Here is a 12,222-nt window from a genome sequence, read left to right on the forward strand (position 1 = left end):
AGATCCATGAAGATCAGCCGCCTTTTTGAACAGCATCGGAAATTTAAATCCCAAGGTCTTTCTGGAAGTTTTGGTGATGGCTATTTGATGGCCCACAATCGCATCTTTGAAAAAATCCGTGAGGCCGCTCTTTGGGGTGGTTATAAGTTTAGTTCCGAGCGCGATGAGGCTTATGAGACCTTTCCCCTTCTGCAACTAGAAGCTCTGCTAAAGACCAAGGTCTTTCCGTATTCGAACAATGTTGTCGCGTTCGAAAGTATGACGGCCGTTCAGCTTGAAGCGCTTTCCTGGGAAGACGTCGACGGCAATTTAAAAAAGAATTTTGTTTTTCATGAAGCTTGTCATGGTGTGGTTCGTTTACTCGCGCAAAAAAATCTGGGACCGGTTCGTGAAAGTGGTGATTTGGAATCACAACGTCGTTTTGTTTTAAGAATGCTTCTTGAAGAATCTTGTTCAAACACCTGCGAGCTTTTAGGTGTTATAGATGCAGCTGATTCCGTTCACCGCATTTTCTATGAAATGAATTCTTACGTGTGCGAGTTTGAAAGCCGGACTCATCTCAAAAATGCCATGAATGAAATTGGCGCAGATGTTCTGATCAAATTTATGGTTCTAGCTTATCTTCAAGCAAATTTCTTAAGACCTGCTATTGAAGATCGTCAGTTTCAGGAAATGATTCGTCTGGTGACGGAGAAGAACCTTGATCCCAAATACATCAAGACTCTCAGAGCCCTTGGTAAGATTGCTTTTAACTTAAGCGAACGCTTCCGTGTGCAGACAACAAGTTTCCACTTGCGCTTAGCCGGAATCAAAACGCCGCCTGAGGATCTTTTTGATTTTGATTTCCTCAAGGTTCTTGCAAAAGAACCTGGCTTTCCGTCTTTCTTACGGGAATTCGCTTCGACCTTAAGTTAGTTGGTTGTAAACGGCTGAAGGACTGAGCGAAATCGATTCAAAAGATGCCGCTCAATATTTTTTTCATTGAGAAAACCAAATTGAAAAATCGAGCCTTGCAGCAAGGCTTCCAAAGTCATGGCGAGGTCTTCGGGATCCATTACTTTCATCTCGTGATTTGCGACGGCTTCTTCGACAAGACGACGGAAAATGCTGCGAGTTTCTGCGAAGTAGGAAGCGACTTTTTTCCTGACCTTGGGATCATCAGCTTCGGTTCCAAGCCACCGCAAGTGTTCACCCAGTCTTTTTGAATCCACACTTTTTGCGATCAGGCGAATGAATTCGAAAATTCCTTGAAGGCCATTGAATTCAGAGACTTTGGCGGCATTCATTTTTGCCATATTCTCGTCCCATTTCCGATTTCGGGCTAAATAGGCCAGATGTCTTTTCGTTTTGAATCGTTTAACGAGAGCCGCAGGGGAAAGGCCCGTCGCTTTTGATATCTGTTCAAAAGTAAATGACTCAAATCCCTCACTGGAAATGATCTCAAAGGCTATAAGTAATATCTCAGAATCACTGACTTTTTTTAGTCGTCCCATATTTCTAGATAGTAAATGACTATTCACTTATTATCAAGAAGGAGGTTCTTTATGGCTATTAATCCCTACGTTATCGAGTCCACATCTGCGGGTGAAAGAAGTTATGATGTTTATTCAAGGTTGCTCAAGGATCGAATCATTATTTTAGGCACTGCCATTAATGACGAAGTTGCCAATTCCATCGTGGCTCAGCTGCTGTTTCTGGAGGTCAATGACCCAGAAAAAGACATTCATCTTTATATTAATTCCCCAGGAGGTTCTGTTTCTGCCGGTTTGGCTATTTACGATGTCATGCAATTTGTTAAGTGCGATGTCGCTACTTATTGCTTGGGAATGGCGGCCAGTATGGGATCATTTCTTTTAATGGCCGGAAGTTTTGGTAAAAGGTATTCGATGCCGAACAGTCGCATTTTGTTGCATCAACCTCATTTGGGTGACGGTGGAATCGGAGGTCAAGTGACTGATATCGAAATTCACGCCAAAGAACTCGTGCGCTCAAAAAAGAAAATGATTGATATCTATGCCACCCACACCGGAAAAACCGCCGAGCACTTAGCAAATGTTATGGAGCGGGATTACTATTTGAGTGCGGAGGATGCAAAATCCTTCGGCCTCATTGATCATGTTGTGGAGTTTAGAAAAAATAAGTTGAGAAATGCGGGATGAGTTTAAAGAGCCACTGAAGAATAGATCAGTGGCTCTTTGATACTATTTCATATCTAAAAATTCAGTGATGATCAAAGCTGTGGCCTGAGGAATCTCGCTATTCGCCGGAGCATTGGCGGCGACCTCAGCAAGATAGCTGCCGTGATTTCCCGGTATCACAGCTAAGCGTCCGTGAGGAATCACCCGTGACATTCTGAGAGCGTGCTCAACGGTGATGGCATCTTGATCGCCAAGGAGAACCAAGGTTGGGGCCGAGATCGCTGTCATGTCTTTTTCGGGGATATCTTTAAACCCCTGCATGCGTTTGCTGTCTTGTAAGAAGAGCTGCTCTTGATGTTTGGGATCGGGATTGATTTTTCGATCGGCCTCAAGGAGTGGTTTTGGCATATCGGCCATGGAGGCTTTATTCATTCCGTCCCAAAATCCTTTGAACATTCCATCGCGGCGATATTGAGCTGAGGCGACAACAAGTTTATTCACTTTGTTTGGATGAAAGTGTGCCACTCTCAGTGCAATCGTCCCGCCATTGCTAAATCCCATGATGTCAGCTTTTTCGATCTTTAAAAAATCAAGCAAAGCCGCCGCATCCTTTGCGGAATTATCAAAAGTAAACGGACGATCAATCGCGACAGTGTGACCGTGACCTTGTTCCTCCATGGCGATGACCCGGCGATGTTTCGCTATAAGGGGAATGAACTTAGAGTAATTGGACTCTATGGTCGATCCACCACCATGAAGTAAAAGAAGTGGAACGGGATTTTGCAATTGCCCTGTCGGCTCGTAAATTTCGTAATAAAGTTTAAGTCCATTGACGGGGGCATATCCCATTTGCACTTTGTTTGTAGAAGTGGTCGTGGAGTGCGCGCAAGCCACAAGAACGATTAGGGGAATTAGTAAAAAAATTCTCATACTACTTTTTTCCTTTTAAAGTATCGAGGTATTTAGCCAGGTTGCCGACGTGTTGTTTTCCGCCTTCGATGGCGCCGTATTTTTTATTCACTCTTTCAAGCTCTTCCTTCGTTGGGAAGATCTGTTCCATCGTTAGATTTGTACCCTCACCAGCCTCTTCGAAAGATATTTTCGAGTGAAAGTGGACGTCGGTATCATCCTCACCATCGCCAAGATGTTTGTAGTGAATATAATCAGGTTTTTTGATGTCTGTGAACTGAATCTTGTTTTTGTAATCGTGGCCATCGGGTCCATGCATAATGAACTCCCAGATTCCGTTTTTAGAAAAGTCCAAGCTCTTTGTTGTTATCGTAAAGCCGTCTGGGCCCCACCATTGGGAAAGATGCTCGTGCGACGACCACGCTTCAAAGGCAAGAGCCACAGGAACGTCGAAGTATCTTTTATAAATAACCTTATTGCCTTCAATAATCGTTTCGACATTATTTCTTTTCACGAGATTTCTCCCTTTTCATTTTGAGCAAATACTTTTCTAAATTATCTAAGCGTTGGTTCCATAAGTTTCTAATGTCTAACAGCCAGTCTTCGACCTCATGGAGGCCTGAATCGTTGAGGCTGTAGATACGTTTTTGGGCGTCTTTCTTCATATGAAGGACCTTAGCTTCTTTTAAGATTTTAAGGTGTTGGGAAATGGCCGGAGGGCTCATCTTGAAACTCTGGCTAATCTCTGTGGAGGTCAGTTCACCATTTTTGGCGACCAACCTTACTATTTCTCGTCTTGTATCATCGGATAGGGCTGCAAAGGCATTCATATGGCACATAATAAAGTAAATACTTAATTAAGTCAATACTTAAATAATGTGCAATTCTGAGGCGTAAAATCGGCGGGGTTCTGGTCTTAAAGGCGCGTTTAAGCGCCTTCACCAAAGTGTTGTTGTCGTAAACTAAAAGGGCGGAAGTAAATATGTAGATCCGCTCTTCTTCTTTGGATGTAGTTTTCTCTGTCGCGAGCAACGTACTCGTCCAACCATCGACGGATTTCTTGATTGGTATAGATCTTACCAGGGGTTTTAGCTTGCCAGTCACGCAGGGCTTGTAAGAAAATCCCCGCAGATTTATAGAGCTTGGCTGTAATAGTGATTTGCTGCAAAGGCATTTCTGCTGGCAGCTTATTGAGGTTTCCAAACCCGCCGAGCAAACTCCAAAGAGGTTTAATGCTGCGAGATTTCCAGATCGCACGCGCGGCAATTGAGTTCATATTTTCCTGGATCACGTAGTCTTCATTTTCAATCAGATCAAACATTTTACGAACCAAAAGATCTTTATTGCGCTGATCTTGTGACAGACGGTAATCCGTCCAATCAACCACCAACTCAAAACGATCATCTGTTTCTAAGTTAAAAGGGGAAAAGATCGGGCCGGGTTTTACCTTCAAGCCTTGAGTAATATCTTTTTTCTTTAACATCATTTCGGACGGGGCTTGAGGCATTTTGACGCTGTCTTTAGAGGCCAACTCAAATGCAGCGTAAGGAATTTCGATGCATGTTAGGCGGCTGTGGTCTTCGATATTCGCATCATAGTCATAAGTCAAAGAACCTGTTTTTTTATCACGACGACTTTTGATTTCTTCACCCATCATATCGTTGGCTTTTTGCGCTAAGCTTGGGTCCTTGGCTCTGAAAACCATGATGCGAGCGTTTTCGTTTTTTAGAGCATCTTCGATAGAGAAAAACTCAACGCCCGTCTGGATGTAAGATTCAATTGTCTGAATTTTTCCTGACCCGTCGTCATAGACGAAGACACCATGGCTGAATTTCGAGGGCAGGGTTGTGCTTTGAGCAATGGCGGCACTCATGAAAGAGATCCCTCGAGTGATCATGATGTCTCCAGGCTGAAACTGGAAATCTTTGTACTTGGGATTGAGATGGTAGGGGTTGTACTTTGTTGTTTCTAAAAGAGGCACGGCCTGTTTTTTGAAATCGACTTTGTCACCTTGGAGGGGGTGGATTTTGTAGTAAGTTTCCCCGACATAGTCTTCGATGTCTCTCAAACGTCCAAAAAGATCTCCGGCATAAACACGGCACGAAACCGGCACTTGAGAAATCTGGGTGTTGGCGGTAAAGCGGAAATTAGCTAAATCTTTGATGGCAATGGAACCGTACGATTCAATCCAGGACTTTTGTAGCAAAGCTGGATTAAAGCGAGCAACGCTTTCGACAAGGTTCTTCATATTTTGTGCACAGTTTGTAGGACTAAGAGCGGCTGCTTGGTATTGAGAATCTAAGTTCCTAAGCCATTGCAAATTCGTTGTTTGGAAAACAGATTCTGAAAGCAGCTCGTTCAGAGAAGCAGTAGAACGAGCAGCAGAATGAGAATCTGAATTTTTATGGCTGCAAGCGTGAGTTGTCAGAAGAGCAAGAAACACCAGAAAATATTTCGACATGAGATCTCCTTGATACTCTCATTTTGACTTCTCTTCGGTTTAATTGCAGCTATGAATAGCCTGGTCTGGACTTCAAGTTGGCTTTTCGTCAGTGAATTTAAATTGATGACCATGGACTTCCAGCATGTGAAAATAAATTCATGCGGACAAAAATCTTACAAACACAATTCGCATTGATGGTTGTTTTTATTCTGTGCTCTTGCCAGTCGATGAAGCCAAAAAAATGGACATCGGAAGATCTTATCATTTCAGATCAAACTTCATTGGTTTTTCCTGAAAAGCTATCTCCAGAGCAGGCGGTGGAGGATATTGATTTTCTTATTTTTGCACTTTCGAAAGGATATGGTGGTCGGGAGTACCTGCCCGGAGACTCTTTTTCCAAAGTTATTGCAACTCTGAAGCAAATTTCCAAGCCATCTACGGTTGCTGAATTTCATAATCAAATTGATGAGTCACTTTTTTTAATTCCCGACAATCACCTTATGGCCTATTACAAAGGCAATGTAAGCAAGAAACGTCGTGATCAATTTCAATTGGATGTTGGACGTGTAGGTGCAAATAACATTGGAAATCTTGAAAAAGTTTGGGCGGCTCGAATCGATCGATTGGGAAAGAAAAAAATTTTATATATATCGATAACCAGTTTTCCTGAAAGCCAAAACGAAGTTTGGAAGGGCTTTATAAATTCAGTTTCCACTAAGATAAGAAATACAGATGCAGTTGTCTTGGATCTTCGAGGAAATTCAGGAGGTGATGATGCTAAGGGGATGGAGCTTGCGCAGTTGCTATTTGGCCATCCTTTTGAGCATCCAATAAAACGTCAGTATCGCAGTCAAACCCCGGAGACTCTAGCATTAGCTATTAATAAAATTAAGATTGAAATCAATAACAAGAAATACCTGGGTGACAAAATTCCAGAGCATGTCGTTGAGGAACTCGGCGACTCTAAAGAACGTTACAGCATGGCTTTAAAAGGTCAGCTACCCACAGAGTTCATCCGTACAGATAAGGGAATCGGGAAAAGATCAGATCCTATTACAGGTTACAACAAACCGATCTATATTTTAATGGACAGGGCATGTGTATCGAGTTGCGAGTTTACGATTGCGGCTTTTGAGTGGCATAATCATGTAAAGACAGTTGGGGAAAATACCAGTGGAACTTTTCATTTTTCAAATGTCGGTATGGCGGTTTTGCCCAATAGTAAAATTAAAATTAGGATCCCGACTCAGTATAGCGAGTACTATGATCATCGTTTTATTGAAAGAATTGGGTTTACACCGAATGTAAAAGTATCTCCAGGTGATGATGCCTATGAGGTAGCGAAGAAAATCCTTAGTGCTAATTAATCTATTCAAGGCACGTTCCCAAGGGGAACGGCCACCTCAAAAAATGAGAACTAACCACGAGCACCATTCCTTCCTCTGTTGCGAGTTCCGCAGGGAAAAAGAACTTAGTAGAAGCGAAGAACCCTAGTTGATGACAGGTCATACACCGGGTCCTTAAAATGGAGATAAAGCCTAGTACTTATTTAGCCAGATCTTTTTCTCTGCAGAGATATTCTCTAAATAAGACGGCAAACAAGTTTCAGGAGTGACGATATCGACTTTGATAGGCAACTCGGATTCTTCAAATAAGCTCCGTAGGTCTGCTTCTTCAGTACGATCAAGCGGGGGTACTGATTCAATCCATAAATCAAGGTCCGAATACTGACGATATCCACCACGAACTCGTGAACCAAAAATTGAAACCGTGAATTGTGTTTTTTGTTTGAGAAAATCTCTAAGAACATTCTCAATAAATTCATTTTGAGATTCCGAAAGCCCCAGAGGTTTAATCACGGCTTTTCTCAAGAAGAATTGTGAAAAGACCTTGGGCCAAAGGCAGAAATTTTTTTGCCAATGCATAACTATGTAAGGCAAGTTTTAAGCCGTACTCGTGGCTTGTTTCATTTCGAGCTTTTTGAAAAGCTAACCAGTCCTCAACGTTTTGAATCCATCCCATTCGACCCAGCTCACGAAAAACGGTTTTTGGAGTTTCTGCCTGAACTTCATTCTCTCTTAAAATTCTTTGCGCAGCTTTCCACATGATTTCATAGCAGTGTTCAAAACGTTGAATAGTTCCATCGCGTTCTAAATCAGTGGGCTTACTGATCATAAGAGCTTCTTCTAAATTTTTAAGAGCGTCTTGCGTAGGTTGGAGCGATGTTTTCATTTAACTCCCTTATTATCTATTTCCATGGAATCATGGCAGTTCGAGAATTAGGAATGGTGCCCCGGGCCGGAATTGAACCGGCACGCCCCTGTAAAGGAAGCCCAGGATTTTAAGTCCTGTGCGTCTACCAATTTCGCCACCGGGGCACGCGAAAGACAACTTGAACATTTCTTGCCACAAAGGTCAATAGTTAGCTCAGAGTGTTCAGGAAATGCTCGATATCCTCTGGGATCGGGCACTCAATCTTCAAAGATGCCTGAGTGAAGGGATGAGTAAATTCTAAGCTCATTGCATGCAACATAAGTCTTGGTGCTTGCGGGTTTTTGGGTGCCGGGTAGATGTCGTCGCCATAAATCCCCAGTCCCGCTTCTGCGAGGTGGACACGAATTTGGTGCATACGACCTGAAAGAGGTTTTGCCTCAATCAAAAGACCTTTTTTTAAAGTCTTTAGTTTGCGAAAAAGAGTGTGCGCTTTGTCTCCACCAGATCGCACAGACTTCATTTTCATTTTTTTTAGAACGGGATCGCGCTCTTCGGCCAAGTGATTTTTTACTTCCCATTGTTCGGGGCACTTGTGAAGTTTCGTAAGGCAAATATAGGTCTTCTGGATTTTGTGTTTTTTAAACATCTCCGCCAGAGGTTCGTTGGCGATTTTGTTTTTCGTAAAAATCATCACGCCGGAAGTGTCGCGATCCAAACGGTGATGGAGTCCGAGATAAAAATCTTTACCGCGCTCTTCTTGCAGTTGTTTTTTAAATTGAGTGAAAAAATCGGGACGTCGTTTGTCGACGGTGGGCTGCGAAGGAAGGCCGGAGGGTTTCTCCGCAGCTATAAAGTACTCGTCCTCAAAGAGGATAGGGAAGATCATCTCTTGTTGATCATGCAGAACTCGAGATTTTCATTGATGTACTGACGTTGTTCATCGAGTTCTTTTTTAGTGATACGGAAGTCAGAGATGGGGCAGTTGTAGTTCGTTACCACTTCGTGGATGGCCTGAACTTCATCCATGGTCATGTTAAGACCCCAGATTGTTTTTACTGTCAGCCAGTTTTTTACGTATTGGCAGCGATAGGAAAGTTCTGGAGGAAGATATTTTTCAGGACCACGATCGCCTTTGGCCATGTTTTGATGAGCCTCTGCAGAGATCAAATGATCTTTGTAGCCCATGTAGTTGGCGTAAAGGCAGCGAGTTTTATAGTCCCACTTGAAAGCGCCAGAAAGATAAGCGTTTTTCAGAGGAACCATGTGATCAATTTGAATTTGACGTGAAGAAACCAGCTCTTGATTTGTATAGCTGTCCAGCCAGCGACCACCTTCAACGACACATTTCTTGTCGTTGCGATAAGTAACTTCGTCTTCGCTATCACGGACCAAAACTTTCGCACGCGTGTTCATGCACGTATCGTCTGTCGGATCGTTGATCCAGCGGCCAAAGTGAAGTTTGCGGATGTAGTCTTCTTCAGGAAGGGGGCGTTGTTCGTCGTGCAAAGTCCATTTAAGAAGATTGATGACGATTCTTTTTGCTGCATAGAGGAAGTAGTCAGCACCGAATTCTTGGGGAACGGCCACGAAGGTGAAAGCTTTCGCGGCGCCTGCGCCTCTTTCATCTACTGTGTAGTATTCACTGAAAATTTGCTGAGGCTTTGATGGAGTCGTTGTTGTTTGCGCGGTCTCTGCTTGAGCCGTCGCCACCAGCAACGTCATGATTAGAATCATGTGATTGATCTTTTTCATTCTCGGTTTCCCCCTCCGCGAATCGGACACATATAAGCATTAAGTCGGGGATTTGTTCAACAAAACATTCTGTCAGGATTGTGTTGTTTTTACATGCTTTGCGTTAAGTGCCTATTAACAGGCTTATTTGCCCAATATTTACTCAGACTTAATGCTTTCTTTTTCGCATAATATTATTCATGTAAAGAATATATAGTTCTCCTCACATAAGTCTGCTGAGAGGCAAAAGAGTCCTTGTGTGGGCACTTAGTTTATCGCTAAGCTTAATTATCCGAACTAAAAGAAGGGGACACCATGAATTTCAAAATGATCGTTTTGGCTTCAGTAGCTACTTTGATGATGGGCGCTTGTGCTCACAAATCTCACGACCACGCAGGCTGCAAATGTGGCGGACACACAGAAGCTAAAAAAGAATGTGCGGGCGGCGAATGTGCTCTGGATAAAAAATGTGCTGATTGCCAAAAGACTGAAAGCGCAGCTTCTAAATAGTTTAAGTCCCAGGATTTATACTTATATATAGATAGAAAAAACCTCGAGAAATCGGGGTTTTTGCATTTCTAACCTTGTACTTCATCCCGTAAAGTTTTATCTCTGCTAACCACAAATTTGTTTTGTATTTTGTTAGGATTTGGTCAAATGATTAAAACGTTTGATTAAATCAAGTGATTAAATTACGGTTTCTCCATGAATCAAATCAATGAGCTCAGTCCTGAGGAGTTAGGACCGCGGCAAAAAATTATTGAAGCTGCCACTGTGCTGTTTGCCAATGAAGGCCTGCATGGCACAAGCACTCGCGATATTGCGAAAGAGTCCGGCGTTAATTTAAGTCTGATCAGCTACTACTTCGGCGGTAAAGAGAGTCTTTATAAAACGGTCATTCAAGAATTCGTCATGCGGATCTTTGGGCAAATCGAAGCTGTCGTAAATGAATTTGAGCAAGATGAAGTGAGTGCCAAAAGCATTCAGCGTGCGATCGGCTCGTTGGTAGATACAGTTATTGATATGCGCGTGGCGAATCCCCATATGGCAAAGATTATGACCCGGGAAAAGTTGTCGGGCTTGCCGTTCTCTCGCGAGATTCATGAATCCATGATGACCAATGCCGGGGAGAAAATTGAATCCATCATTGCCCGCGGACAAAAAGCGGGCGTTGTGAATAAAAAAGTGAATCCGCGTTTTTTCATCATTTGTTTGGTGGAAGGCATGATGGGTTACTTCAATCTTTTGGATTGCAACTGTTCCTGGAATCAGGGGCTATATGCAATGCCGGAGCAAAGACAAGAATTTAAGAATCAGATTTCAATGTTGTTTTTAGAAGGGATACTGAAATGAAAAAGGGAGCCTTAGTAGGTCTTTTTTTGTTGGCGTGGCAACCTCATTCCTTTGCAATGACCTTGCAGGAGTATTTGAAGGAAGTAGAAAAAAATAATAAGTCCGCTCAGTCTTTGCAAGTGGCTACCGAAACGGCAGAGCTGGGAAAAGTCGCGGGAGACATTGAGCTGGTTCCAGTACTCACGGCAGAAGCTGGGTATATCAATGATAAAAGCCCCCTCAGTCAGTTTGCGATTCTTGGCGCATCAGAATCCAAGACAACAAGCTATTCTTTGGGATTAGGAAAGAAGTTTTCGACAGGAACGACGGCCAGTGTTTCAGCGTCGGCTTATGAAGTTGAAAATACCGGAATCTCAGGACCTCAAGCAGCTCAGTTCCAAAAATTTGGTGTGGGTTCTTTGGGTGTAGGGTTAAGCCAATCTTTGTGGAAAGACTTTTTTGGTCACGGGACTCGCTTGCGTTGGGAGCGTCAAGATGCGGCGACAGCAGCAGCCACAGGCCAATTTGATTTGCAGAAAAAACTTCTTCTAGTTGGTGCGGAGTCCGCGTTCTGGGACTACCTCTATGCGCTTGAAAATTTAAAAATCGGACAGGCTTCTTTTGAAAGAGCAAAGCGTATTGAGAACTGGACACGCCGTCGAGTGAATGACGGAATCAGCGATCGTGCGGATCTCTATTCGGCGCAAGCTCTGGTGGCGGGGCGACAACTTCAGTTGGTGTCTATCGAAGATGATATGGCCTCGGCAAAAAGAAAAGTGCGCGACTATTTGGAATATGCAGATGATAAAGCTCTTCCTGAGTTGACGGGCAATATTTCGCAACGTCGTTCTTTAAGTTCGATGGTGGATGGCAATGGTGGAGGCAACCGTGTTGTGGCGTTGGATGCTTACTTGTCATCTTTAGATGCAAAAGCCCAGTCTCTAGAGGCTCGCGAAACCGAAGACCAACTTCGTCCGGATCTGGTGCTTTCTGGATCTTACAATACCAACTCTGTAGAGCCTGATATGAATGAGGCGACCCAGAACTGGACTGATACGGATCGTCCGACAACAAAGGTCGGTTTGAAACTCACGTATCCGTTTGACATTGGTGCGAAGAATGCCGCGCGTGAGGCCGCTCGTAAGAAAGCCCTTGCTGCAAAATTGCAAAGCGAGCGCAAACTTTTTGAAAGCGACAGCTCGTGGATTGAACTCAACCGCAGATATTCAGAGATGAGTAAGCGTATCGAATCCGCAGAAGAAGTTTCTCGACTGCAGTCGTCGGCGGCGAAGGCACAAACGGATCTCTTTAATAAAGGACGCTCGATCACAGCGAACGTGATCAATGCGGAAGAAGACGCAGGCGTTGCGGAATTGAATTTAGCAAGATTGAAATCTGAACAAAGAAAAATGGAGGCTCAAGGACGCTTGTTTGTCGTCATTGAGGAGAAGTAAC

The 12,222-nt window shown here is 43.5% G+C and carries 15 protein-coding genes, 1 tRNA gene and 1 pseudogene; 6 read left to right on the plus strand and 11 right to left on the minus strand.

The window, feature by feature from the left end:
* Nucleotides 1-6: 6 nt before the first annotated feature.
* Nucleotides 7-915 carry a hypothetical protein gene (locus ACL934_RS09005; RefSeq protein ID WP_374080124.1) on the plus strand — a complete coding sequence of 303 codons (909 nt, stop codon included), beginning with the start codon at nucleotides 7-9 and terminating at the stop codon, nucleotides 913-915.
* Here ACL934_RS09005 and ACL934_RS09010 read toward each other — a convergent pair.
* Nucleotides 912-1,295, minus strand: coding sequence for a TetR family transcriptional regulator C-terminal domain-containing protein (locus tag ACL934_RS09010; protein WP_374080461.1), 384 nt, complete (start codon nucleotides 1,293-1,295; stop codon nucleotides 912-914). The genes ACL934_RS09005 and ACL934_RS09010 overlap by 4 nt on opposite strands.
* 48 nt (nucleotides 1,296-1,343) lie before the next feature.
* Nucleotides 1,344-1,493, minus strand: a pseudogene (locus ACL934_RS09015) (TetR family transcriptional regulator); the annotation flags it as partial.
* A gap of 51 nt (nucleotides 1,494-1,544) precedes the next feature.
* On the opposite strand from ACL934_RS09015, the gene ACL934_RS09020 reads away from it, so the two are divergent.
* Entirely contained in the window at nucleotides 1,545-2,159 is a 615-nt protein-coding gene (locus ACL934_RS09020) for an ATP-dependent Clp protease proteolytic subunit (protein ID WP_374080127.1), read from the plus strand.
* Between the two features lie 42 nt (nucleotides 2,160-2,201).
* Here the strand turns inward: ACL934_RS09020 and ACL934_RS09025 are convergent, their stop codons facing one another.
* From ACL934_RS09025 to ACL934_RS09040, 4 genes are all read right to left on the minus strand, one after another.
* Entirely contained in the window at nucleotides 2,202-3,068 is an 867-nt protein-coding gene (locus tag ACL934_RS09025) for an alpha/beta fold hydrolase (protein ID WP_413613381.1), read from the minus strand.
* Between the two features lies 1 nt (nucleotide 3,069).
* A complete protein-coding gene (locus ACL934_RS09030) occupies nucleotides 3,070-3,561 on the minus strand; it encodes an SRPBCC family protein (RefSeq protein ID WP_413613382.1) in 492 nt (163 codons plus the stop codon).
* Nucleotides 3,548-3,877: an ArsR/SmtB family transcription factor gene (locus tag ACL934_RS09035; protein WP_413613383.1), complete on the minus strand. Its 330-nt coding sequence runs from the start codon at nucleotides 3,875-3,877 to the stop codon at nucleotides 3,548-3,550. Before ACL934_RS09035 ends, ACL934_RS09030 begins: the two co-directional genes overlap by 14 nt.
* Nucleotides 3,878-3,975: 98 nt before the next feature.
* Complete coding sequence (locus ACL934_RS09040) at nucleotides 3,976-5,508, minus strand: hypothetical protein (protein ID WP_413613384.1); 1,533 nt, start codon at nucleotides 5,506-5,508, stop codon at nucleotides 3,976-3,978.
* Nucleotides 5,509-5,648: 140 nt separating this feature from the next.
* Here ACL934_RS09040 and ACL934_RS09045 point away from each other — a divergent pair, with 140 nt between their 5' ends.
* Entirely contained in the window at nucleotides 5,649-6,857 is a 1,209-nt protein-coding gene (locus ACL934_RS09045) for a S41 family peptidase (RefSeq protein ID WP_413613385.1), read from the plus strand.
* Between the two features lie 171 nt (nucleotides 6,858-7,028).
* Here the strand turns inward: ACL934_RS09045 and ACL934_RS09050 are convergent, their stop codons facing one another.
* From ACL934_RS09050 to ACL934_RS09070, 5 genes are all read right to left on the minus strand, one after another.
* The gene (locus ACL934_RS09050) at nucleotides 7,029-7,349 is read right to left on the minus strand and encodes a nucleotidyltransferase family protein (RefSeq protein ID WP_413613386.1); all 321 of its coding nucleotides are present in this window, start codon (nucleotides 7,347-7,349) and stop codon (nucleotides 7,029-7,031) included.
* Nucleotides 7,342-7,722 (minus strand): HI0074 family nucleotidyltransferase substrate-binding subunit, encoded by a 381-nt coding sequence (locus ACL934_RS09055; protein ID WP_413613387.1) that lies wholly within the window; start codon nucleotides 7,720-7,722, stop codon nucleotides 7,342-7,344. The genes ACL934_RS09050 and ACL934_RS09055 overlap by 8 nt, the downstream gene beginning before the upstream one ends.
* Before the next feature lie 54 nt (nucleotides 7,723-7,776).
* A tRNA-Leu gene (locus ACL934_RS09060) sits at nucleotides 7,777-7,868 on the minus strand.
* Between the two features lie 44 nt (nucleotides 7,869-7,912).
* A complete protein-coding gene (locus tag ACL934_RS09065; protein WP_413613388.1) occupies nucleotides 7,913-8,590 on the minus strand; it encodes an RluA family pseudouridine synthase in 678 nt (225 codons plus the stop codon).
* Nucleotides 8,587-9,456 (minus strand): DUF1524 domain-containing protein, encoded by an 870-nt coding sequence (locus ACL934_RS09070; RefSeq protein WP_374080142.1) that lies wholly within the window; start codon nucleotides 9,454-9,456, stop codon nucleotides 8,587-8,589. The genes ACL934_RS09065 and ACL934_RS09070 overlap by 4 nt, the downstream gene beginning before the upstream one ends.
* A 294-nt stretch (nucleotides 9,457-9,750) precedes the next feature.
* On the opposite strand from ACL934_RS09070, the gene ACL934_RS09075 reads away from it, so the two are divergent.
* From ACL934_RS09075 to ACL934_RS09085, 3 genes are all read left to right on the plus strand, one after another.
* A complete protein-coding gene (locus ACL934_RS09075) occupies nucleotides 9,751-9,945 on the plus strand; it encodes a hypothetical protein (RefSeq protein WP_374080143.1) in 195 nt (64 codons plus the stop codon).
* 195 nt (nucleotides 9,946-10,140) lie between these two features.
* Nucleotides 10,141-10,788 (plus strand): TetR/AcrR family transcriptional regulator, encoded by a 648-nt coding sequence (locus tag ACL934_RS09080; protein WP_413613389.1) that lies wholly within the window; start codon nucleotides 10,141-10,143, stop codon nucleotides 10,786-10,788.
* Nucleotides 10,785-12,221 (plus strand): TolC family protein, encoded by a 1,437-nt coding sequence (locus tag ACL934_RS09085; protein WP_413613390.1) that lies wholly within the window; start codon nucleotides 10,785-10,787, stop codon nucleotides 12,219-12,221. The genes ACL934_RS09080 and ACL934_RS09085 overlap by 4 nt, the downstream gene beginning before the upstream one ends.
* Nucleotide 12,222: the final 1 nt, after the last annotated feature.

It is taken from the genome of Bdellovibrio sp. HCB-110 (assembly GCF_047323225.1).
In the GTDB taxonomy this organism is placed as follows: domain Bacteria; phylum Bdellovibrionota; class Bdellovibrionia; order Bdellovibrionales; family Bdellovibrionaceae; genus Bdellovibrio.